We start from the raw sequence: 20,874 nt of genomic DNA, 5'->3' as shown, positions 1-20,874 counted from the left end.
ATCAAAGCAATAGATCAATTTTGCACCTATCAGCCCGTAAAGGGATCGGAAGCACTCTGCAATTTCATGGAAATATTTCCATTGTTACATCTGCTAAAGATCACCTTCTCACGCAACCGACACTACCGACTATTTTTCAGAAAGGACAAAGCCATGTCTGCACCCATATACGAATTTGCAAAAAAATACGCAGAAAGCGGCGTTTCACGCTTTCATATGCCCGGTCATAAGGGCAAGCCTTTCCACGGACTTGAACCACTTGACCTCACCGAGATACGCGGCGCTGATTATCTTTTCGGTTCCGAGGGCATAATCGCTGAAAGCGAAGCACGCACCGCCGCACTTTACGGCACAGCTAAGACACTCTATTCCACCGAAGGGTCAAGCCTTTGCATAAAGACTATGCTCGCCATAGCTGACCACTGCCGCAAGGACAAGTCTGAGCGTATGCTTGTAATGGCGCCGCGAAACGTCCACAAGGCATTCATCAATGCCTGCATACTGCTTGATATCGACGTTGAATGGGTATATCCCGCCGAGAAAAGCCGCTCACTGTGTTCATCGGGAGTGACCGCCCATGATATATGGGCTTCTTTTCGCAGATGTCCGCGCAAAATAGATGCGGTGTATATCACATCTCCCGATTATCTTGGGTTCATCGCGGATATCCCTGCCATAGCCGAGATTTGCAGAAGTTACAGAGTCCCCCTTATAGTCGATAATGCCCACGGCGCTTACCTTAAATTCCTTGATGCGGACACTCACCCGATAACTCTCGGTGCAGATATGTGCTGTGATTCTGCACACAAGACCCTGCCATGCTACACAGGGGGAGCCATGCTTCATATCTCACAAAACGCACCTGCAGGCTTTGTGGAATGTTCCAAACTTATGATGTCCCTTTTTGCTTCCACAAGTCCCTCGTACCTCATAATGGAAAGTCTTGACCTCTGTGCTGAATATCTTGCAGGGGATTATCGCACAGCCCTTGCAGAAACAGCCGCCCGTACCGAACTTTGCAAGCGCCGTCTTAACGATATGGGCTGGCGCACCATCGGAGATGAAAAATGCAAGATCACCATAGCCTCAGCAGAACGCGGCATAAGCGGTGACGCACTGGGGGATATGCTTCGTATGAAAAACATCGAGCCCGAGTACACCGACCCCGACCTCATAGTGCTCATGACCACCCCATTCAATACCGAAGAAGACTACGCAAGGCTTGAATTTGCCATGGCTGATATACCCCTGTCGGAGGGAACAGCACTTTCCTTTGACGGCATACCCGAGGCGATAGTGCGTATGCCCATACGCAAAGCGGCATTCTCGCTTCAGCAGGAAGTGCCTGTAGATGAAGCTGCAGGCAGGATATGCGGCATGACAGTAACAAGCTGTCAGCCCTCAGTGCCCATCGCTGTAAGCGGTGAGGAGATAACGCCCGATATAATATCTATCCTCAAAAGATACGGTATCAATACGGTAAGCGTTTTGAAGTGAAACGGTCTTTACATTTGATGCTTAAAATGCTATAATATAGTATAATAGTATAACATCCGCCTGAAGATTCGGCGGAAAAATTAGGAGGTACTCCGATGAAACTTGTATATGCGATAGTAAATAACGATGACACCTATGCTGTCAACAAAGGTCTGCAAAAGGTGGGTATACGTGCCACAAAGCTTTCCTCCACAGGCGGATTTCTTATGGCAGGCAATACTACCTTTATGATATGCTGTGAAGATGTTCAGGTAGATAAGGTCATAGAGGTGCTGAAAGAGCATTCACGCAAGCGTAAGCAGTTCGTTCCTTCGTCGGCAGTCACCGAACCTAACGGTGAGCGCTCAGTTCCTGTGGAAGTAGCTATAGGCGGTGCGACTATATTCGTCACCGATATCGAACGCTTTGAACAGGTATAACAGATGAAGATATACGGCAATCAGACCCTGCTTAAACAGACGGCACGTATGGTCAGCGCAGGGCGTGAGCCTCACTCGATAATAATACACGGCGAGAAGGGCTTGGGCAAAAAGGCGATAGCGAAGTATATCGCAGCGCAGCTTATGTGTGAGGAGCATAGCGGCACACCCTGCGGAAAATGCCGCAGCTGCCAGCTTATAGACAGGGGTGCTCATCCCGACCTTATATTTGCACAGCACAACGATAAGGGCAACTACTATGTTGAGGATATCCGCGATACCATAGTGGCAGATGCACCCGTTGCCCCGAATGAGGGAGATATCAAGGTCTATGTCATCCCAGACCTTGACCTTTCTGTACAGACCACCGTTCAGGTCCAGAATATCCTGCTGAAACTGATAGAAGAACCACCCGACCATACTGCGCTGATACTCACAGCACGCAGCAGGGAAACTTTTCTTTACACCATAATCTCACGATGCGTCAGCCTTGCCGCCGCCCCTGTGACCATGCAGGAAAGCGGGGAGTATCTGCAGGAGAATTACCCCGACCGCGATATCACCGAGATACGCGAAGCACTGGAAGCAGGCAAAGGCAATATCGGGCGATGCCGCGCTTATTTGGAAAAAGAACAGTACTATGATTCCGTAGCGCTTGCAAAGGGTATAGCCGCCGCATTCTGTGAGGGCAGTGAGTACGGTGTACTTAAAGCACTTGCTGCCGCAGACGGCAAAAAAGCTTTATTGCGTGAGGGTGTATATCTTTTCTCCGAGATAGTCCGCGATTCCTGCGCGATACTTACAAATGGCGAAGTCATAGGCTGTGATACTCATTCAGCCGAAGCACTCTCCCGAAAGCTCACACTTTCCGCAGGTGCCGAACTTTATGATATACTCACGGGTGCAGTCCGCAGGATAGATGCCAACTGCAGTTTGTCACTTGTCTGCAACAGTTTGTGCGCGGAGCTTTTTTCATGACTGTTATAATATAGTATAAAACGAACAGCCGCACCCATAAGGCGGGTACATATACAGAACGTTTATGAAAATTATTGAGGGAAACCCTTTTGAAAAAGGGTTTCCTCCAGTAGTTACCATAAATATTCTCTATGGGTACCCGCCTTGTGGTGCGGCTGTATTTTTGTTCATAAACAGACTTCGATATGTCGTACATACCATACAAAACGTATGCGTGGCATATGTACAAACAAATGATTTTAAATTTAACTCGGACATATTTCTGCAAAAGTTGTACAAAAACGTACAACTTTTTGAGGTTTTTCGCTGTATATAGAAGGGCATAAAGATCCCGGCATCCAAAATGCCGTTTACATATATAGATCTTTGTACGCACGATGGCAGGCTGACGCTGACTATGACTACGGGGATATGAAGCGACGTGTTATACTGTACAGAGGTCATCTGCAGCTTGACAATAGAATAATAATATCTCCGATCTATAAGACTATATGGAGCAGTGTCTTGAGATCATACCTCATGAATCGTATAATGACGTGGGATATATGCGGCATTATACGCGGCTCATAATAAAGACGTCCACGCTTGGCAATAAGCTTATCATAAAAGAAAAAAACATAACGGTATCTTTACTTTTGCGATTATATGTGTTATAATTATAAAGTTGAAAAAACTTCCATAAGGAGGAATTAAAATGCAGATAACAGAAACTCAGCTGGCGCAGGTCAATGACCGTATACGCGCCCTGATAGCATCAAACAGCTTCTACGGCAAAAAACTGGAAGAAGCAGGTATAACCGAGGTACATACCCCTGAGGATTTCGCAAAGCTCCCGTTCTCAGAGAAAAAGGATCTCCGCGACGCTTACCCTCTGGGACTTATGACCGCCCCTGAGGAGGAGATAGTACGTATACACTCATCATCGGGAACAACAGGTACTCCCGTAATAATACCCTATACCGCCAAGGACGTTGACGACTGGGGCGAAATGTTCAAGCGCTGCTATGAGGTGGCAGGCATTACCAATAAGGACAGGATACAGATAACTCCCGGCTACGGTCTGTGGACAGCAGGTATCGGTTTCCAGAACGGCTGCGAAAAACTGGGCGCTATGGCAGTGCCTATGGGTCCCGGCAATACCGAGAAACAGCTTGAGATGATGCAGGCACTGGAAACTACCGTACTTTGCTCAACTTCTTCCTATGCACTTCTCCTTGCCGAGGAGATTCAGAAGAGGGGCATCAAGGATAAGATACATCTTAAAAAGGGTGTTATCGGTTCCGAGAGATGGTCTGATAAGATGCGTGAGCGCATATCCAACGAACTTGGCATCGAACTTTATGATATCTATGGTCTTACGGAGATATACGGTCCCGGTATCGGCATAAACTGTGAGTATAACACAGGTATGCATATATGGGATGACTACCTCTATCTTGAAATAATCGACCCCAAGACAGGTGAGAATGTTCCTGACGGCGAGTGGGGCGAGATAGTTATAACCACCCTCGTCAAGGAGGGCGCACCCCTTATCCGTTACAGAACACATGACCTCTCCCGTATCATACCCGGTGAATGTCCCTGCGGCAGAAAGTATCCCCGCATAGATACTATCAGGGGCAGAACTGACGATATGATGAAGATCAAGGGCGTAAATGTATTCCCGAACCAGATCGAGGAAGTGCTTGCAGAATTCGATGAGATATCCAGCGAGTATCAGATACGTATATCCCACCTGGACGGCAAGGATACCATGCGTATCTACGTTGAGACCAACGGTCATGTTGATTTTGCCGAGCTTTCAAAGCACATAGCAGAACGTGTCAAGAGCAAGATAGGCTTCACACCTATAGTAAAGGTAGTTGAGATAGGCGTTCTTCCCAGAAGCATGAAAAAGACCGCCCGCGTTATCGACGAAAGGTTCGATTGATATACAAAGCTGTACAGGACCCGATGTGTGAAAACCGTCGGGTCCTTTGACGGTGCAGGTGCTTTTTACAATGATATTGACATGATGTAAATTTATGCATATACCCCCTGACCACTTGAAAAAAAGACCCGGACATGGTATAATATACAAAATACGGACATCCCTGTGGTGTTTCATGGGATGACCGCAGTAGAGTAAAGCCCGTAAGGGCAGGGTATTGCTAAAGGGTAAATGAAGGAGTATGTTTTATGACAAAGAAAAAAGTGGTATTGCTTTGTGCACTGGCGCTTTGTATGTTTGCTGCAGGCTGCGGCAAAAGTGACAAAGCAGGTAACGAAAGCACAGCTAACAGCAGCGTCGAGGAGGAAAAAGGCATGAAGGGTACAAGGCTTACAGAAGAAAACGCAAAACTGACAGGCAGAACTTATTTGGACGATGAAGGAACTCTCTGGTGCGGACTGAGCGGTTCTGGTGCTGAATTTGAATTCACGGGCAAAACTCTGGATATCATCGTCGAGGGCGATAAGACTGTGTCATCAGGTTCGAGAGATAACTATTCGCGTATAGCTGTACTGGTTGACGGTGAGCGTGTAGTGGATGATATGCTGAACGAGGGCATAAAAAAGTATACCCCCATACAGGGAGATACCGAGGTAACAAAAACGGTGAAGATAATCAAGCTTTCCGAAACCGCTATGTCATGCTTCGGCATACTGCCGATAAATCTTGAAGAGGGCGCTTCCATAAAGCCTGCCGCACCCAAAGCCCATAAGGTGGAATTCATAGGCGATTCCATAACCTGCGGCTACGGTGTGGATGACGAGGATCCCACACATACGTTTTCCACCTCAACCGAGGACGTTACAAAGGCATACGCTTACAAAACAGCGCAGGCGCTTGATGCTGACTGCAGTATGTTCTCCATAAGCGGCTGGGGCATACATTCGGGCTGGACAGGTGACGGTAAGCGCCGTGAGGATCAGCGTATACCTTTATACTATGAAAAGACAGGCTACTCCTTCGGTTCTATGGGCGATGTTGAAGCGCAGTCCGTTGATTGGGATTTCTCACGTTTTCAGCCTGAACTCATAGTTATAAATCTCGGCACCAACGATGACAGCTACTGCAAGTCCGATGAGGAAAAGCAGGCGGCTTATGTATCGGATTATGTGGAGTTCTTAAAGACCGTCCGCAAGGATAACCCCGATTCAAGGATACTCTGTACACTTGGCATAATGGGCGATAACCTTTATCCCTGCGTTGAAAAGGCAGTTGCGGATTACAGTGCCGAAACTGGGGATGCTAATATATCCGCTTTCCACCTTGAGCCCCAGAAGCCCGAGGACGGACTTGTAGCAGATTATCACCCCACTGAGGTCACACATACCAAGGCGGCAGAAGCACTTACCGCTGAAATAAAGCGCGTGATGGGCTGGTAATATAGTCCACTCGCTGATAAATACCATTTCGCAGACGGCGAAAGGAGGTAATATTTACATTTATTATCCGTGCATTGCGGTTATCATCGCAGTGTCGGTTTGGGTAGCTTATGATAAGAAGAAAGTGTCGTAAAAGCAATAAATGGTGAATGCAGATGAGGTGCATTCAGGGTAAAAGGAGGATATTATGGGTAATTTGAGAACGGCGGCAATGCTGATGATGACAGCAGCCGCGATGTCGCTGACAGCTTGTGCGGCTTCGGCGAAAAATGAAAGCGGCGCTCCCGAAAAGGAGAGCAGTGAACTCACTGAAAGTAAGGTACAGCAGGACACAGCACCTGCGGAAACGGAAGTGACCCCAAAAGTGACGAGTTTTAAAGCACCCGAGGAGTACGGCAAGGTCATTGCACTGACTTTTGACGATGGTCCCGATAGTGTATCTACCAACATGATACTTGATATTTTTGAGGAAAACGGCGCTAAGGCGAGCTTTTTCCTGATAGGCGACAATATAAACGACAGCACCGCTGATACCGTCAAAAGGGAAGCGGAGCTTGGTTTTGAGATAAACAGCCATTCGCGGACACATTCCTATATGAACAAGATGACCGCCGATGAGATAAAGGCGGAGATGGATTATACCGATGAAAAGATATCCGAGCTGACAGGTACTGTGCCAAGATTCTTCCGTCCGCCGTACATTGCGGTGAACGATACCATGTATGAAACGATAGACAAGCCCTTCATCAATGGTCTGGGCTGTAATGACTGGAACAAGAGTGTATCGGCTGAAAAGATAGCCGAAAGCGTGCTTGCACAGGCTGAGGACGGCGCGATAATACTTCTGCATGACGGCGGAAGAAACACACGCACGGCAGAAGCTTTGAAGACCATCGTGCCCGAATTGCAGGCTCAGGGATATGAGCTTGTTACAGTGTCGGAGCTTTTCCATGCCAAGGGCATTGAGCCGCAGGAAGACGGCATACTTTATTCAAGGGCGGAACAGGATACGGCGTATTGAGCCGATACTGAAAGCGAACAGCCTCATATAGCGGAGATAAAAGAACAGATATACATTTAATAAGGATGTGACATTATGAATAAACTGCTTGAAGCAGGAAAGATAGTATCGGTGTTCGGATTGAAAGGGGAGGTCAAGGTACAGCCCTGGTGTGATACCCCTGACTTTCTCTGTGAATTCGACACGCTGTACTACAAGAGCGGTACGCCTGTTGAGGTTGAGCGTGCGAGAGTTCAGAAGAATATAGTCGTTATGAAGATAAAGGGCGTAGATTCGGTGGAAGAAGCCCAGAAGATACGCAACCGCGTGCTTTATCTCGACAGGGAAGACGTTGAACTGGGCGAGGATACCTATTTCGTACAGGACCTGATAGGTCTGAAAGTCATCGACCTGAACAGCGGAAAGGAATACGGTGTGCTTACTGAAGTCAGCGAGACAGGTGCTAACGATGTATACCATATTAAAAGCGAGAGCGGCAAGATGTACTACATTCCTGCAATACCCTCGGTCATCGCAGAAACCGACGTTGAGGGCGGCGTTATGAAGATAACTCCCCTGGAGGGACTTTTTGACGATGCGGAGGAAATAAGATGAATATAGATATCGCAACGCTGTTCCCCGAAATGCTGGAGAATTATCTTTCACAGAGCATAGTGGGCAGGGCGAGAGCAAAGGATATATTCACTGTGAAATGTCACGATATACGTGCATATACTAAGGATAAGCACAGGAGGGTCGATGATACGCCCTACAGCGAGCAGAAGGGTATGCTTATGCAGTGTGACCCCATATTCAACTGCTATGAGGCAGTGACAGAGGGGCGCAGAAAACCTCATGTGATATATATGTCACCACAGGGACGTACACTTACTCAGCAGAGGTGCAGAGAGCTGGCGCAGATGGAGGATATATTTATCCTCTGCGGACACTATGAGGGCGTTGATGAGCGTATCATAGAAACTCTGGTGGACGAGGAGATATCCATAGGTGACTATGTGCTCACAGGCGGAGAGCTGCCTGCGCTGGTGCTTGTGGATTCGGTAGTGCGTATGCTGGAGGGCACCCTTTCCCAGCCCGATTGCTATGAGGACGAAAGTCATTATAACGGCCTGCTGGAGTATCCTCAGTACACAAGACCCGAGGTGTGGCACGATATGAGAGTGCCCGAGATACTGCTTTCGGGACACCATGCAAACATCAAAAAATGGCGGCATGAACAGGCTCTTATAACCACAGCGAGAAAGCGCCCCGAGCTGCTTGAAAAACTAGAACTTTCCGACGATGATTTGGCAATAATACACAAAGTTGTGAATTTTGACAAATAAGCGTTTGATATTTATTGGGCATAACTGATAAAGATGTTAAAAAGATTTGGACAGAGTGATACAAAATATATTGACTTATTGTGCAAGTTAGCCTTAGAGTATCGACGATTGTTAACGGTTTGTAGGCGAAAGCAACGAAAATCTTGGCCGCGGCGGTGGTTTGTTTAAATTTTGCGTTGACTAAAGGAACGTTGTCGGGTATAATATATTATGGAACAGGGAGGAAAAACTCCCCGCTCCGTATAAGGACTGTGAAAATGTTTTATAAACTTATTGGGATTGGAGAGATCGCATCATGTTACAGAATACTGTTGTTGTTCAGAATCAGGTAGGTCTGCACGCTCGTCCTGCTACCTTCTTTATTCAGAAGGCTAACGAGTTCAAGTCATCCATCTGGATCGAGAAAGAGGACAGAAGAGTAAACGCTAAGAGCCTGCTTGGTATTCTTTCACTGGGTATCGTTGGCGGAACTACCATCAAGATAATTGCTGACGGCGCTGACGAGGAAGAGGCTGTAAAGGGTCTGGTTGATCTGGTTGACAGCGGCTTTGCTGAGGAAGCAAGATAATAAGGATAAGAATAGAAATAACAGACTGTCCGTGGTGATGGTCTGTTTTTTTTGTATCATATCGCTGCTTGGAAAACATTTCAACAAAATGTTCAATGGTTACAAAATAGTATTGATGCCGTAGATTTTCATTGGCTGAATTTGTGGAAAATACACAATGAACCTTTTAATTTTACAATATATTCACACATTCAGGAGAAAAATATGTTACAATTTGTAACATATCGAAGTCCCCGACAGGCGATTTCGGATAAAGTGAAAAGTTTTTTTTGAGAAATCTACACTTTTTACTATAAACCACTTGCAAAATCCTATTTTTTTTGTTATAATTATTGTAAGCGAATGTTTTGCGAAAAATGCAAAACAGAACAAGACAATAAAATGCAAGTAGAGGGGATCAAATTATGTCAAACAGATTATTTCAAAGCGTTGTTCATCAGATGCGAGACACCATCGACTGCGTTATCGGTGTTATTGACGAGACTGCGACCATAATCGCCTGCTCGGAACTGGCACAGGTAGGCACTACCAATGAGTTCGTTTCGCTGGATCTGGGAGATTCCCATGACATCTTTGTACGTGACGGTTATACCTACAAGCCTTTCGGCGCTCACATGAAGCCCGATTATGCTGTATTCGTTGAGGGTACAGATGAGGTGGCTGCCAAGTATGCCAGCATACTGGCTATCACTCTGTCCAGCATCAAGCAGTACTACGATGAGAAGTACGACAGAAACAACTTCATCAAGAATGTAGTGCTCGACAACGTACTGCCGGGTGATGTACACGTAAAGGCTAGAGAACTCCACTTCAGCTCGGATATATCAAGAGTCGTACTGCTGATAAGGATAGTATCATCCAACGATGTATCCGCTTACGATGTTATCCAGAACCTGTTCCCCGACAAGAACAAGGACTTCGTATTCAATATCACCGAGAGCGATATAGTACTTGTAAAGGAAGTTGCTTCGGGCGTTGAAACAAAGGATCTGGAGAAGCTGGCAAGAAGTATCTCTGATACTCTGTCAAGTGAGTTCTATACAAGAGTAAATGTCGGCATCGGTACTGTTATCGAGGGCGTCAGGGATCTTGCGCGTTCTTTCAAGGAAGCTCAGGTATCTCTTGAAGTCGGCAAGGTGTTTGATACTGACAAGAATATCGTTTCCTATGACGATCTGGGTATCGCAAGGCTGATATACCATCTGCCTACTACCCTGTGTGAGACTTTCCTGAAGGAAGTATTCAAGAAGGGCTCAATAGATTCTCTCGATCACGAAACACTGTTCACTATACAGAAGTTCTTCGAGAACAACCTGAACGTGTCCGAAACATCGAGAAAACTGTTTGTACACAGAAATACTCTGGTGTACAGACTTGAAAAGATAAAGAAGCTCACAGGTCTTGACCTGAGAGAATTTGACCACGCTATCATATTCAAGATAGCACTGATGGTGAAGAAGTATCTCTCCGCTAATCCTGTCAAATTCTAAGGACAAGCTTATGGGCGCGGACGTAAGTCCGTAAACTGTAAGGCGGTGTAAAATTTTGGTAGAGTTTCAAGACGTTTCCGTCACTTACAATTCAAGTGGCGTTGACGCGCTAAACAAAGTTAATCTCAAGATCAACGACGGCGATTTCGCTTTCGTGGTCGGACCCTCGGGTGCGGGTAAATCCACCCTTATCAAGCTGGTACTTAAAGAAATAGATGCGACCAGCGGTACAGTCCTGGTAAACGGCTTCAACCTGAAAAAGATGAGAAGAAGCAAGGTTCCTGCGCTGAGAAGAACTATCGGCGTTGTGTTCCAGGATTTCAGGCTCATACCTACTATGACGGTATATGAGAACGTGGCATTCGTGCTGCGTGTTATAGACGCTCCCGCAAAGTATATCAGGAGCAGAGTCCCATACGTTATAAGTCTTGTGGGACTTTCAGACAAGGCTAAATGTTATCCTACCGAGCTTTCGGGCGGTGAACAGCAGCGTGTGGCACTGGCAAGGGCACTTGTCAATGACCCCCAGCTGATAATCGCAGACGAGCCCACGGGTAATATCGACCCTGCACTTTCTTATGAGATAGTCGAACTGCTGAAGGGCATAAATGAATGCGGCACTACCATACTAATGGTTACCCATGAGCATGATCTGGTGCGTTATTTCGGCGGACGTATAATCAACATAAACAAGGGATCTGTTGATTTCGACGAGGTAGTGGGAGGTGCACAGGATGAAGGCTAGCAGCTTCCGTTATCTTGTCCATCAGGGCGTAACGGGTATTTGGAAAAACAGGATGATGACCTTTGCATCGTTCTGTATACTCCTTGTCAGCCTGCTTATGGTTGGTCTGGCAAGCCTTACCGCGATAAACCTTACAAGGATAATCACGGGCATTGAGGATAAAAGTGAGGTAGTTGTCGTTATAAGCGATAACGCCACAAAGGAAAATGAGAAAGAGCTGGAGGAGCACCTGAAGGCTATACCGAACATCAACAGCATTTCGCTGTACAGCAAGGATGAAGCCTGGAAGGGTATGCTCGAAAGCATGACAGAGGAGGAACGTGCATTCTTCAAGTATGCAGATGAGAACCCTCTGCCCGATACATTCAGACTGACAGTCAAGGATATAGAGATAATGAGCGATACTACGGCTCAGATAGAAACACTTGACTACGTTGATTCTACACAGTCACCTACATCCTTCGCTGATGTGCTCATAAGCATAAGAAGGATATTCAGTATCATAGCTGTGGCTGTTGTATCGGCACTTGTCGTAGTAAGTCTGGTAATTATCTCCAACACCACAAGGGCAAGCGTTTTTGCAAGACGCAAGGAGATAAATATAATGAAGTACGTCGGTGCGACAAACTCCTTCATAAGGATACCTTTCTTCGTGGAGGGTATGATAGTAGGTATTCTGGCAGCTATCGGTGCGCTGCTGATGACTAAGTTCGCATACGAAGGCGTATATAATATTTTTAGTGATGATTCAGCTATATGGGTCATACTGGGTATGAAGAAGCTCTACTCCTTCAAGGATCTGCTGGTCCCCGTAAGTATATCTTATCTTGCAGCAGGCGCTGTTATCGGCGCGGTGGGTACTTCTATCAGCACCGGCAAACACCTTAAAGTGTAATAAAGCAGGCGTGTAAAAAGCGCTTGCATAATTGACAATCAGGCAGGGGACGGGGTCGATCGTTTTCTGCCTTTTCCTTTAGGAATACCAAAATATTCCAAAGAAAATTAGTTATCGACGTTTTGTGTAAAAATCTGCGGTAAAATATAAAGACAGAGCTGCAGTGACCATGGAGGAATTCAAAATGAACAGACTGACAGGCTTTAAGAAAGTTGTTGCTTGTACTGCTGCTGTTATGATATGTATATCGGCTTTTTCAGGCACAGGTGCAGGCATGATAAATGCTGACAATGCCCATGCCGTAAGCAAGGAGCTGAAGGAAAATCAGAACGACATCTCTGATAAAAAGCAGGACATAGCTGACCTTATAGCTAAGCAGGAAGAACTTGACAAGAAGATAGCTGAAACCAAGGACGATATACAGTCCGAGAAGGAAAACAAGGAAGCTATCGAGGAACAGGTAGCAACAGTGCAGAAGACCATACTTGCACTGAATGAAACTATAGCTGCAACACAGGATGAGATCTCTGCGCTGGAAACATCCATAGCTGAGAAGGAGACCCAGGTAGAAGAGCAGCACGAGCAGATAGTACAGGGTGTGAATGACTTCAAGGTAAGGCTCAAGACCATGTACGTTGCCGGCAATAATACATATTCGGATATAATCGTCGGTGCTTCGGACTTTTATGATATGCTTATGAAGATGGAGCTGGTCAAGAGAGTTGCTGAGCACGATGATGATATGATAGACGGTCTTGTTGACCTGAAGAACAAGTATGAGGCTGATGTGGCTGAACTCAATTCACAGAAGGCTGAACTGGAAGTTAAGCAGGCTGACCTTGAAACTCAGAAAGAAGCTAACGAAGGTCAGAGAAACAAGCTGGCTCAGCTTGTTAACGAGAGTCAGATCATAATTGATCAGAAAAATGGCGACAAGGAGATCTATGAGAACAATCTTGCTATAATCGAGCAGGAGAGAGCTCAGTTTGAGAAGGAACTTGATCAGCTGTACAGTGAACGTATGGCGATCAAGACAGCTGAAAAGAAGAAGGCTGACGAGGAGAAGGCTCGTCAGGAGGAAGAACGCAAGAAGAAGGAAGAAGAGGAAAGACTGCGCCAGGAGGCAGAGGCTAAGAAGGCGGCTGAGATCGTGAATAACGATGATGACCAGAACAGCAGCGGTAACGATACCGATAACAGCGGAAATGATACCGACAACAGCAGTTACGGTGATAACAGCAGCTCAGGTAATGACAGCAGTGAGTACGTTCCCCCTGCACCGATACCTACGGTGGGCAAGAACGCAGCTTACGGCTACACAAACTCTAAATCCAATCTCACATGGCCTGTACCCGGTCACTACAATATATCATTCGGTTTCGGATGGCGTAATTCCGGTTCACTTTATGGTAACCACAAGGGTATAGATATCTACGATGGTCAGATATACAATGCAGAGATATGCGCTGCTGAGGCAGGTGTCGTTATCAGGGCAGAGAACTATTGTCCTCACGATTACGGCAAGAACTATTCCTGCGGCTGCGGCGGCGGATACGGCAGATACTGCATAATCGAGCATGATGACGGCAAGTGGACTCTTTACGGCCACGCAAACAACATCATCGTATCTGTGGGACAGCGCGTAGAAAAGGAACAGGTACTTGGCTATGTAGGTTCAACAGGTCATTCCACAGGTCCTCACACTCATTTTGAGGTACAGGTGGATATGGGCGGTTATATGGGTCAGGTGGATCCCTCTAACTACGTATAATATTTATTGCTTTCTTTCACTTGTCCCGACGGCAGTAACACTGCTGTCGGGATGGGTGTGAGTTTTTGTTGTTTATATGATATTTTTATGTGGTGAGAAACCTTCTTTTGCCTAAAAGGAGTGTAAAATGAACAAGCGAAAGGGCTTTATCAGGATACTGTCGCTGACAGCGGCGGTATGCATTACGTTTACTGCGGTAAGCAGCGGTATAGATGCTGAAAGGGTCAGGGCGGATTATGACTACGGTTATGATTACGGATATGACTACGGCGGATATACCAACTATGATTACAGCGGTGATTATGGCTATAGCGGCGATTACGGATACAGCGGTGACTACGGTTATAGCGGCGACTACGGCTACAGCGGTGACTATGGCTACAGCGGCGATTACGGGTGGACTGACCCGAATCAGACGTGGACTGACCCGAATCAGACCTGGACGGATCCGAATGCAGGCACGACAGATAATACATCGGCGGCTGACACAACGACGGTAACAGATGTACCTGCCGGAAAAAGCGATATTACCAGGATATCCGAGGATCTGAGGTATATGATCGGCAAGAAGTCGGCGCTGAAGGTGGAGATATCCGATGCGGACACGGCTCTGCGTGAAGAGGAAAAGATGCTCAAGAGCATCAGAAAACGCACCGAGGAGCTGGACAACGAACTGTATATACTCAACAGATCAATGTCTGCGCTGGAACTTCGTGTTAACAGCAACAGGCGCGAGCTTGAACGTATAAACAGCAATATCGAGGACGGTGTGGAACGTCTGAAAATGAGGATGAGAGCGCTTTATCTTTCGGGCGCGGATTCTTATACCACGGTACTGCTGGAATCTGACAGCTTCTATGATATACTCATGCGAATGGAGCTTATCAAAAGGGTAGCTAAACATGATGACAACATTATAGACAAGCTGTACGCTTTGCAGGAGACCTGCAGCGTAAAGCAGGCAGCGCTGGATGATCAGCAGGCTGAGCTGGATAAGCAGTACGCACTGTTTGATGCGAAGAAAGCCAAGCTTGATGAGATATACAATTCCTCCACCCAGGCGAAGGATCTGCTGAGAGAAAAGCAGAAGAAGCTGAAGGAGCAGGAAGCACAGTTCAATCTTGAAAAGATAAAGACGGCTGAGAGCCTTGGCACTATACTTAAACCTACCATAGGCGCGGTGCCCTTCGATGAGGAGGTTGCGGCAACAGAGGAACTTGCAAACGAGAGGCTGAAAGAGCTCCATGACAGCATCAAGGAGCGCTTGAAGAACGGTGAGGAGATACCCGAAAGTGAACCGACGTATACTTTCGCATGGCCTGTTCCTCAGGATCATACCATAAATTCCGGTGTCGGAGCGCGTTGGGGTACCTATCACACGGGTATAGACATCAACGGCAATCACGGCTACGAGATACATTCCTGCGAAACCGGTACTGTTATAATGACTAACACCACCTGCACACATGACTACGGCAAGTACGAGTCCTGCGGCTGCGGCGGCGGTTACGGAAACTTCGTAATAATAGACCACGGAAATGATTTCCTGACGCTTTACGGTCACCTGACAAAGGTACTTGTAGAGCCGGGAGATGTGGTAAGGCAGGGCGATCTCATCGGACTTATGGGTTCGACGGGTTACTCTACGGGCGAACACCTGCACCTTGAGATAAGGTATCAGGGATATATACTCAACCCCATAAACTATGTGGATCTTTCTATTGATCCCTCCAGGGGAAGACCTATCGTTGATGACAAGGATGAGATAATCGTTACGGAGAGAAAGAAGGATAATGACTCGGAAACTGTAAAGGCCGAAGAGAAGCATGACGAGAGTTCAAAGGCTGAGGATAAAAAGGCAGAAAGTTCTAAAAAGGAAGAAAACTCCAAAGCAGAAGAAGATCCGAATGCTGCCTGAAACAAGGTAAATTGCTATTTAAGAGCGGGAAGAACGGTTCCCGCTCTTTTTAATGGGGCATGATACATAAAAACGGGGGATTAAGGGACAGCCTTAAAATAATATGTATTGTGTAATAAACAAAAAAATAAAAAAATTACTTGCCCATTCATATAATCATAAAGATTAATTACGTATTATATGCTATAATGCTTTTATGCGGATGAAACATATTTAATCAAATCAAATGAAAACTGTTGTGTGATATGTTCAAAGAAACGTTATCCGTATCGGGAGGAAAGATGATATGAAAAATACTAGTGGAAAAATGTTAAAGGTAACAGCACTGACAGCTGCACTTATGCTGACATTTGCTGCTGCTCCTTCAGTGCAGAACAGTTTTGTTCAGCCTGCTGCAATAACTGCATATGCTTATGAAGACGCTGATATGAATTACACCACCGTTGAGTATAACGGACTGAAATTCAATAAGTATTCCGATCATGCTGAGGTAAGCGGTTTTTCTTCGGGCAATACATCTGCATCATCACTGGTGATACCCTCATCAGTTAACGGTGTGCCTGTTACAGCCGTTGCACGCAACAGCTTCCAGTTCTGCAGCAACCTGACTAGCATAACATTCCCTTCGTCTATAAAGACTATAGGATACTATTCTTTCGGCTTCTGCGGCAGTCTTACTTCTGTGACCCTGCCAAGCAGTCTTGAAGTTCTGGAGATGCACGCATTTGAGTACTGCTCAAATCTTGATACAGTAAACTTCCCAAGCAAGCTGGTAAAGATACACGAGAAGTGTTTTGATTCTACACCATGGCTCAGCGCACAGAAGAACAGCAATACATACGTTATAATAAACGGCGCACTTCTGGATGCAAGCAAGGCTTCGGGCGATTTTACCGTTCCCTCGAATGTCAAGTATGTATGCCCCGGTGCATTCAGCAGAAACACTGCTATAACATCGGTCACATTCCCTGCAGGTGTTACCGAGCTTTGCGATGACACATTCTATATGTGCTCTAACCTGAGATCTGTTGATCTGCCCTCTGTTACAAGGATAGAGGCTCTGGCACTTGGTGACTGCTCCAGCCTGAGAGAGCTGAAGGTATCCGGTGATCTTTCATACATCCATGAATTTGCTTTCCTGGATACAAACAATTCTGCTACAATAACCTTCTACGGAAGTCAGTCAAAGTGGAACAGCCTGGAAAAGCCCAGCTGTACATTCCTCAACAATGCTAACGTGGTATTCGATGAGAGCCACTACACCCCCGACCCTCAGCCTACTGTGAGCCCCAAGTTCTCGAATATCGAGTACAACTCCCAGTATCATCAGATCAGATTCAGCTGGAACAGGATAAGCGGTGCTACAAACTACGCTATAGCTGTTAAGCTGGCTGGCAAGTGGAGAGTTCAGGGCGGTACGCTTTCCGGCAATACTTTCTCATATATGACTCCTAAGAATCTTACACCCGGCAAGTCCTATCAGGTCGCTCTCGGTGCTAAGATCAACGGTGAATGGACACTTTATGAGTCCGTCAAGAACGCTGTTACTGTAACAGTAAGGTAATAACGGTAGCCTATAAAAGGCTTGAATATATTCTATCTTATTTCTGCCCCTCTGCACGTTTTGCAGAGGGGCATATTTCTTTATGCAAAAAAGAAAAGTCCCGAAGCACCTTGAATGCTTCGGGACATAGTTCTATATGCGTATCATTATTTAACAGTTACTGTTACCGCGTTCTTGATAGCGTTTGCAGTATCCCATGTACCGTTTACTCTTGCGGCGATAGCTACCTTGTAGGTCATGCCGGGAGTCAGGTTTTTGGGTGTTACAAAGCTGTTTGTAGTAATGTTGGAAGTCTGTATTCTCCACTTGCCTGCAAGGTATACTGCGATGCCGTACTTGTCAGCGCCCTGTACCTTGTCCCATACGAACTGCAGCTGGTGGAACTTCTCGCTGTAATTAACCTTGATGTTGGTGGGGTATGTTCCATCATTGGATGCAGACTTAGTGGTAACGGTGATAGCATTGGAGTAATCATTGTTCCACTTGCCGTTTGCATAAACGAGGACAGCAACCTTGTAATCTGTGTCGGGTGTCAGGTTCTTGATAGTGTGAGTAGTGCCGTCTGTAACAGCAAGCCTTGCCCACTTATTGTTCTGATAGCCGTACACAGCATAGTTAGTTGCGCCCGATACCTTGTTCCAGCTGAGCTTTATGCTGTTATCCTGTGCATCTGCTGTTATCTTGGGAGCCTTGATATCTCCGCTGGATGTATTGCCTGAGATCTTTCCGTAAACTATTCCGCATCCGACGGTAGACATATATACCTTGCCGAATTCGTCCATATCACCAACCAGATAGTTGCCGTTGCCTGTGCCTCCGTAGAGGTGGTCTGTGTTGATGCAATCCCAGCTTGCGCCGCCGTCAGTTGAACGGTAGATGCCCTCGGGGTCGGACGCGGAAGGTCTGCCGTACATAAAGAGGGTATTTATGCCGCCTGTCTTTTCGGGGCAGCCGTAGCCGACTGTCTTGGCATAGTATACATTATCCAGCTTTTCTATCTTTGAGCCCTTGTCTGATACCTTGTACATACCGTTCCAGCCGCCTGCGATTATTATTGAGCCGTCGCCAAGATAAGCGGGATCGCCTGTGCTGTCGCACATATCATATTTGCAAACGGTCTTTGCGGAGAAGGTAGCGCCGTAGTCGGTGCTTATGTAGAAGCTGTAGTGGCACTCGTCAAGGGTAGGCTCGGTCTTGGTCATATCAGATGCCCAGTAATCATTGTACTTAACACCCGATCCATATACTATCGAGGGATCCTTGGGGTCAACGAGGGTATACACGGTCTTTGAAGCATCGATGCCGCTTGACTTGTTCCAAGTCTTGCCGAAGTCATCGCTATAGCTTACTGCACCGTTAGTGCTTGTATTTATGATCCTGTAAGCACCGTTCTTCAGCTTGGTTATGGAGAGCTTGCCGCCTGTGCAGGCAGGTGTGAAGGCAGTCCATGTCTTGCCGCGGTCGAGGGTGTAATATGCACTGCCGCCGCTGTTGCCGTTTTCGGCTGTTCTTGCCCATACATCGGTGTTCTGGGGGCATACAGCTATAGCAGAGGTAGAACCCATGTTGGGCTGATACTGAAGACCTATCTTGTCATCCTCCTCGTGAACGAAGCCGTCATAGTCACCTATTGCCGAAAGGTCAAGACCGTCGGGGGTGCTTACGAAGTCGAGAGATACAACTTCCTCGATGCCGTCGGGGTGGAATGTGAAGGTAGGAAGATTATCCTGATCTGTGCTCCACAGATTATCGCATACGAACACGCCGTTACCGGAGGTTATGAACATCCTGTTGTGGTTCCTTGGATCGGTAACAACGGTACCTGACCAGTGTATAGCCTTATCAACTATCCAGTCATAGCCGCCGTCCCGGAGGTAGTTGGATACCAGAGGCTGGTTCCAGCCGTAGGTCTGTCCGGGGGAGAAGTTCTGCCAGGTCTTGCCGCCGTCAAATGAACGGAAGTACTGGTCGCCCCATGTAGCGCCGTGCTGGTCAGTCCATTCCTGCCACAGCTGTGCCTGCCACTTGCCGCAGCTGCCTGCGATGAGGTGGTCGGGGTTTGTGGGGTCAGCCCATATAGAACCAAGACCGAAGCCCGATTCAAATATCTGAGAAACCTTGCCTGTCTTGGGGGAGTACTTGTAGCCGCCGCCGCTTGCACCGTTGAATGCCAGACCTGCGATATAGGTTATCAGCAGATCGCCGTTGGGGTCGATATTTATCCTTGAGGGGAATACATCAGTGGGGAGGTCTGCGCTGAGTACGCTGAACTTATCATCCTTGACGTTAGCAACGTGTACATTCGCAACACCCTTCTTGGATGTGCCGACATAGACCTTGCCGCCTATTATGGCGATATTTGCAACACCGTTCTGTGTCTGGTATGCGCCGTCGGTAACGGAGCGTGCATTGACATTACCCCATGTAGGCCACTTGGTAGTCTTATCAAAAAGACCGAGATCATCATAGCCTATAACGGGCTTCCAGGTATTGCCGCCGTCGGTGGACTTGATGAGTGCGGACTTGGAGTTCGCATCGGAAGTAACGTCGCCGCCTGCATAGATGATATTGGGGTTATCGGGGTCTACAGCTATGGACTCGCCGCACTGTCTGCCGTCACCGTTGCCCATTACCTTGATGAGGCTTGTAACGTCGATCTCCTTGAAGGTCTTGCCGCCGTCGGTGGTCTTGAAGATAACGGTCTTTTCAGCGGAGAAGTAAGCACAGCCGCAGAGGAAGTAAACGGTATCGTCATCAGTGGGATCGACAGCCATAGCGTCAACGCTGAGCAGACCGCGGTCAGCCTCATTGATGAAGCCGAAGAGCTGCTCCCAGCACTCGGTATCATAGTTATACCTGTAAGCTCCGCCTACGTCAGTTCTCGCATACATAACGTCCTTGCCCGTAACGATGCCCGATACGAATCCGCCGCCGCCTATCCTGAGCGTACCCCATTCCATAGACGATGAAATATCCTGAGCGGACGCTTTTACAGTGTTGATGCTCATGTCTGCGAAAGGCACAGCAGACGCTGTCAGGCATACAGCCATTATACCTGCAAGCGTTTTCTTGAATAAATTCATAGATATACCTCCTTGATCATAATTGGTCATAACATTTTACCTTTAGATATTGTAATTTTATCATAGTATTATTGCGAATGTTCGGTAAATTTTTAAATATTTTTTACATGGATATGGGGCTTTTGACCCGATTTTCAGCGCGCCGGGATGTTTGCAAAAGCAGTTTAATATTATTGCATATACTAATAAACCGCAGAAATAATTCAAAATATTTGCGTTAATTAAGAATGC

16 protein-coding genes are annotated in these 20,874 nt (G+C 46.8%); 15 read left to right on the top strand and 1 reads right to left on the bottom strand.

Annotation, left to right across the window (positions count from 1 at the left end; genetic code table 11):
• Positions 1 to 81 precede the first annotated feature (81 nt).
• The 15 genes from RUMAL_RS14030 to RUMAL_RS13955 all read left to right on the top strand — a co-directional run bounded on the left by RUMAL_RS14030 (position 82) and on the right by RUMAL_RS13955 (position 17,560).
• Positions 82 to 1,497, top strand: a complete 1,416-nt coding sequence (locus RUMAL_RS14030; RefSeq protein WP_242843393.1) for an aminotransferase class I/II-fold pyridoxal phosphate-dependent enzyme — start codon at positions 82 to 84, stop codon at positions 1,495 to 1,497.
• A 95-nt stretch (positions 1,498 to 1,592) separates the two neighbouring features.
• Positions 1,593 to 1,916: a cyclic-di-AMP receptor gene (locus RUMAL_RS14025; RefSeq protein WP_013499342.1), complete on the top strand. Its 324-nt coding sequence runs from the start codon at positions 1,593 to 1,595 to the stop codon at positions 1,914 to 1,916.
• Between the two features lie 3 nt (positions 1,917 to 1,919).
• The gene (locus RUMAL_RS14020) at positions 1,920 to 2,894 is read left to right on the top strand and encodes a hypothetical protein (RefSeq protein ID WP_013499341.1); all 975 of its coding nucleotides are present in this window, start codon (positions 1,920 to 1,922) and stop codon (positions 2,892 to 2,894) included.
• Positions 2,895 to 3,588: 694 nt separating this feature from the next.
• The gene (locus tag RUMAL_RS14010) at positions 3,589 to 4,824 is read left to right on the top strand and encodes a phenylacetate--CoA ligase family protein (protein WP_013499340.1); all 1,236 of its coding nucleotides are present in this window, start codon (positions 3,589 to 3,591) and stop codon (positions 4,822 to 4,824) included.
• 248 nt (positions 4,825 to 5,072) lie between these two features.
• Positions 5,073 to 6,263: an SGNH/GDSL hydrolase family protein gene (locus tag RUMAL_RS14005; RefSeq protein ID WP_013499339.1), complete on the top strand. Its 1,191-nt coding sequence runs from the start codon at positions 5,073 to 5,075 to the stop codon at positions 6,261 to 6,263.
• A gap of 187 nt (positions 6,264 to 6,450) precedes the next feature.
• Positions 6,451 to 7,284, top strand: a complete 834-nt coding sequence (locus tag RUMAL_RS14000) for a polysaccharide deacetylase family protein (protein WP_013499338.1) — start codon at positions 6,451 to 6,453, stop codon at positions 7,282 to 7,284.
• Positions 7,285 to 7,359: 75 nt separating this feature from the next.
• Positions 7,360 to 7,878: a ribosome maturation factor RimM gene (rimM, locus tag RUMAL_RS13995; RefSeq protein ID WP_013499337.1), complete on the top strand. Its 519-nt coding sequence runs from the start codon at positions 7,360 to 7,362 to the stop codon at positions 7,876 to 7,878.
• Positions 7,875 to 8,609 (top strand): tRNA (guanosine(37)-N1)-methyltransferase TrmD, encoded by a 735-nt coding sequence (gene trmD / locus RUMAL_RS13990; protein WP_013499336.1) that lies wholly within the window; start codon positions 7,875 to 7,877, stop codon positions 8,607 to 8,609. The genes rimM and trmD overlap by 4 nt, the downstream gene beginning before the upstream one ends.
• A gap of 295 nt (positions 8,610 to 8,904) precedes the next feature.
• Positions 8,905 to 9,177, top strand: coding sequence for an HPr family phosphocarrier protein (locus tag RUMAL_RS13985; protein WP_013499335.1), 273 nt, complete (start codon positions 8,905 to 8,907; stop codon positions 9,175 to 9,177).
• A 404-nt stretch (positions 9,178 to 9,581) separates the two neighbouring features.
• Complete coding sequence (locus tag RUMAL_RS13980; protein ID WP_013499334.1) at positions 9,582 to 10,667, top strand: PucR family transcriptional regulator; 1,086 nt, start codon at positions 9,582 to 9,584, stop codon at positions 10,665 to 10,667.
• 55 nt (positions 10,668 to 10,722) lie between these two features.
• Complete coding sequence (gene ftsE / locus RUMAL_RS13975) at positions 10,723 to 11,412, top strand: cell division ATP-binding protein FtsE (protein WP_013499333.1); 690 nt, start codon at positions 10,723 to 10,725, stop codon at positions 11,410 to 11,412.
• Entirely contained in the window at positions 11,402 to 12,307 is a 906-nt protein-coding gene (ftsX, locus tag RUMAL_RS13970) for a permease-like cell division protein FtsX (protein WP_013499332.1), read from the top strand. The genes ftsE and ftsX overlap by 11 nt, the downstream gene beginning before the upstream one ends.
• A gap of 184 nt (positions 12,308 to 12,491) precedes the next feature.
• Positions 12,492 to 14,078: a murein hydrolase activator EnvC family protein gene (locus RUMAL_RS13965; protein WP_013499331.1), complete on the top strand. Its 1,587-nt coding sequence runs from the start codon at positions 12,492 to 12,494 to the stop codon at positions 14,076 to 14,078.
• A 127-nt stretch (positions 14,079 to 14,205) separates the two neighbouring features.
• Entirely contained in the window at positions 14,206 to 15,996 is a 1,791-nt protein-coding gene (locus RUMAL_RS13960) for a peptidoglycan DD-metalloendopeptidase family protein (protein WP_013499330.1), read from the top strand.
• 286 nt (positions 15,997 to 16,282) lie between these two features.
• Positions 16,283 to 17,560 carry a leucine-rich repeat domain-containing protein gene (locus RUMAL_RS13955; RefSeq protein WP_013499329.1) on the top strand — a complete coding sequence of 426 codons (1,278 nt, stop codon included), beginning with the start codon at positions 16,283 to 16,285 and terminating at the stop codon, positions 17,558 to 17,560.
• Between the two features lie 146 nt (positions 17,561 to 17,706).
• Here RUMAL_RS13955 and RUMAL_RS13950 read toward each other — a convergent pair whose 3' ends face one another.
• Positions 17,707 to 20,643: a fibronectin type III domain-containing protein gene (locus RUMAL_RS13950; RefSeq protein WP_013499328.1), complete on the bottom strand. Its 2,937-nt coding sequence runs from the start codon at positions 20,641 to 20,643 to the stop codon at positions 17,707 to 17,709.
• Positions 20,644 to 20,874 lie beyond the last annotated feature (231 nt).

This window comes from Ruminococcus albus 7 = DSM 20455, assembly GCF_000179635.2.
Lineage (GTDB): Bacteria > Bacillota > Clostridia > Oscillospirales > Ruminococcaceae > Hominimerdicola > Hominimerdicola alba.
This window is presented reverse-complemented; position numbering and strand designations above follow the sequence as displayed.

What these genes read in the sequence shown, in the direction of transcription:
- RUMAL_RS14020 (WP_013499341.1), top strand. Translation starts at nt 1,920, where the DNA reads ATGAAGATATACGGCAATCAGACCCTGCTTAAACAGACGGCACGTATG.
- RUMAL_RS13965 (WP_013499331.1), top strand. Translation starts at nt 12,492, where the DNA reads ATGAACAGACTGACAGGCTTTAAGAAAGTTGTTGCTTGTACTGCTGCT.
- RUMAL_RS13955 (WP_013499329.1), top strand. Translation starts at nt 16,283, where the DNA reads ATGAAAAATACTAGTGGAAAAATGTTAAAGGTAACAGCACTGACAGCT.
- RUMAL_RS14000 (WP_013499338.1), top strand. Translation starts at nt 6,451, where the DNA reads ATGGGTAATTTGAGAACGGCGGCAATGCTGATGATGACAGCAGCCGCG.
- ftsX (WP_013499332.1), top strand. Translation starts at nt 11,402, where the DNA reads ATGAAGGCTAGCAGCTTCCGTTATCTTGTCCATCAGGGCGTAACGGGT.
- RUMAL_RS13950 (WP_013499328.1), bottom strand. Translation starts at nt 20,643, where the DNA reads ATGAATTTATTCAAGAAAACGCTTGCAGGTATAATGGCTGTATGCCTG.
- RUMAL_RS14005 (WP_013499339.1), top strand. Translation starts at nt 5,073, where the DNA reads ATGACAAAGAAAAAAGTGGTATTGCTTTGTGCACTGGCGCTTTGTATG.
- RUMAL_RS13980 (WP_013499334.1), top strand. Translation starts at nt 9,582, where the DNA reads ATGTCAAACAGATTATTTCAAAGCGTTGTTCATCAGATGCGAGACACC.
- trmD (WP_013499336.1), top strand. Translation starts at nt 7,875, where the DNA reads ATGAATATAGATATCGCAACGCTGTTCCCCGAAATGCTGGAGAATTAT.
- RUMAL_RS13985 (WP_013499335.1), top strand. Translation starts at nt 8,905, where the DNA reads ATGTTACAGAATACTGTTGTTGTTCAGAATCAGGTAGGTCTGCACGCT.
- RUMAL_RS14025 (WP_013499342.1), top strand. Translation starts at nt 1,593, where the DNA reads ATGAAACTTGTATATGCGATAGTAAATAACGATGACACCTATGCTGTC.
- RUMAL_RS13960 (WP_013499330.1), top strand. Translation starts at nt 14,206, where the DNA reads ATGAACAAGCGAAAGGGCTTTATCAGGATACTGTCGCTGACAGCGGCG.
- RUMAL_RS14010 (WP_013499340.1), top strand. Translation starts at nt 3,589, where the DNA reads ATGCAGATAACAGAAACTCAGCTGGCGCAGGTCAATGACCGTATACGC.
- rimM (WP_013499337.1), top strand. Translation starts at nt 7,360, where the DNA reads ATGAATAAACTGCTTGAAGCAGGAAAGATAGTATCGGTGTTCGGATTG.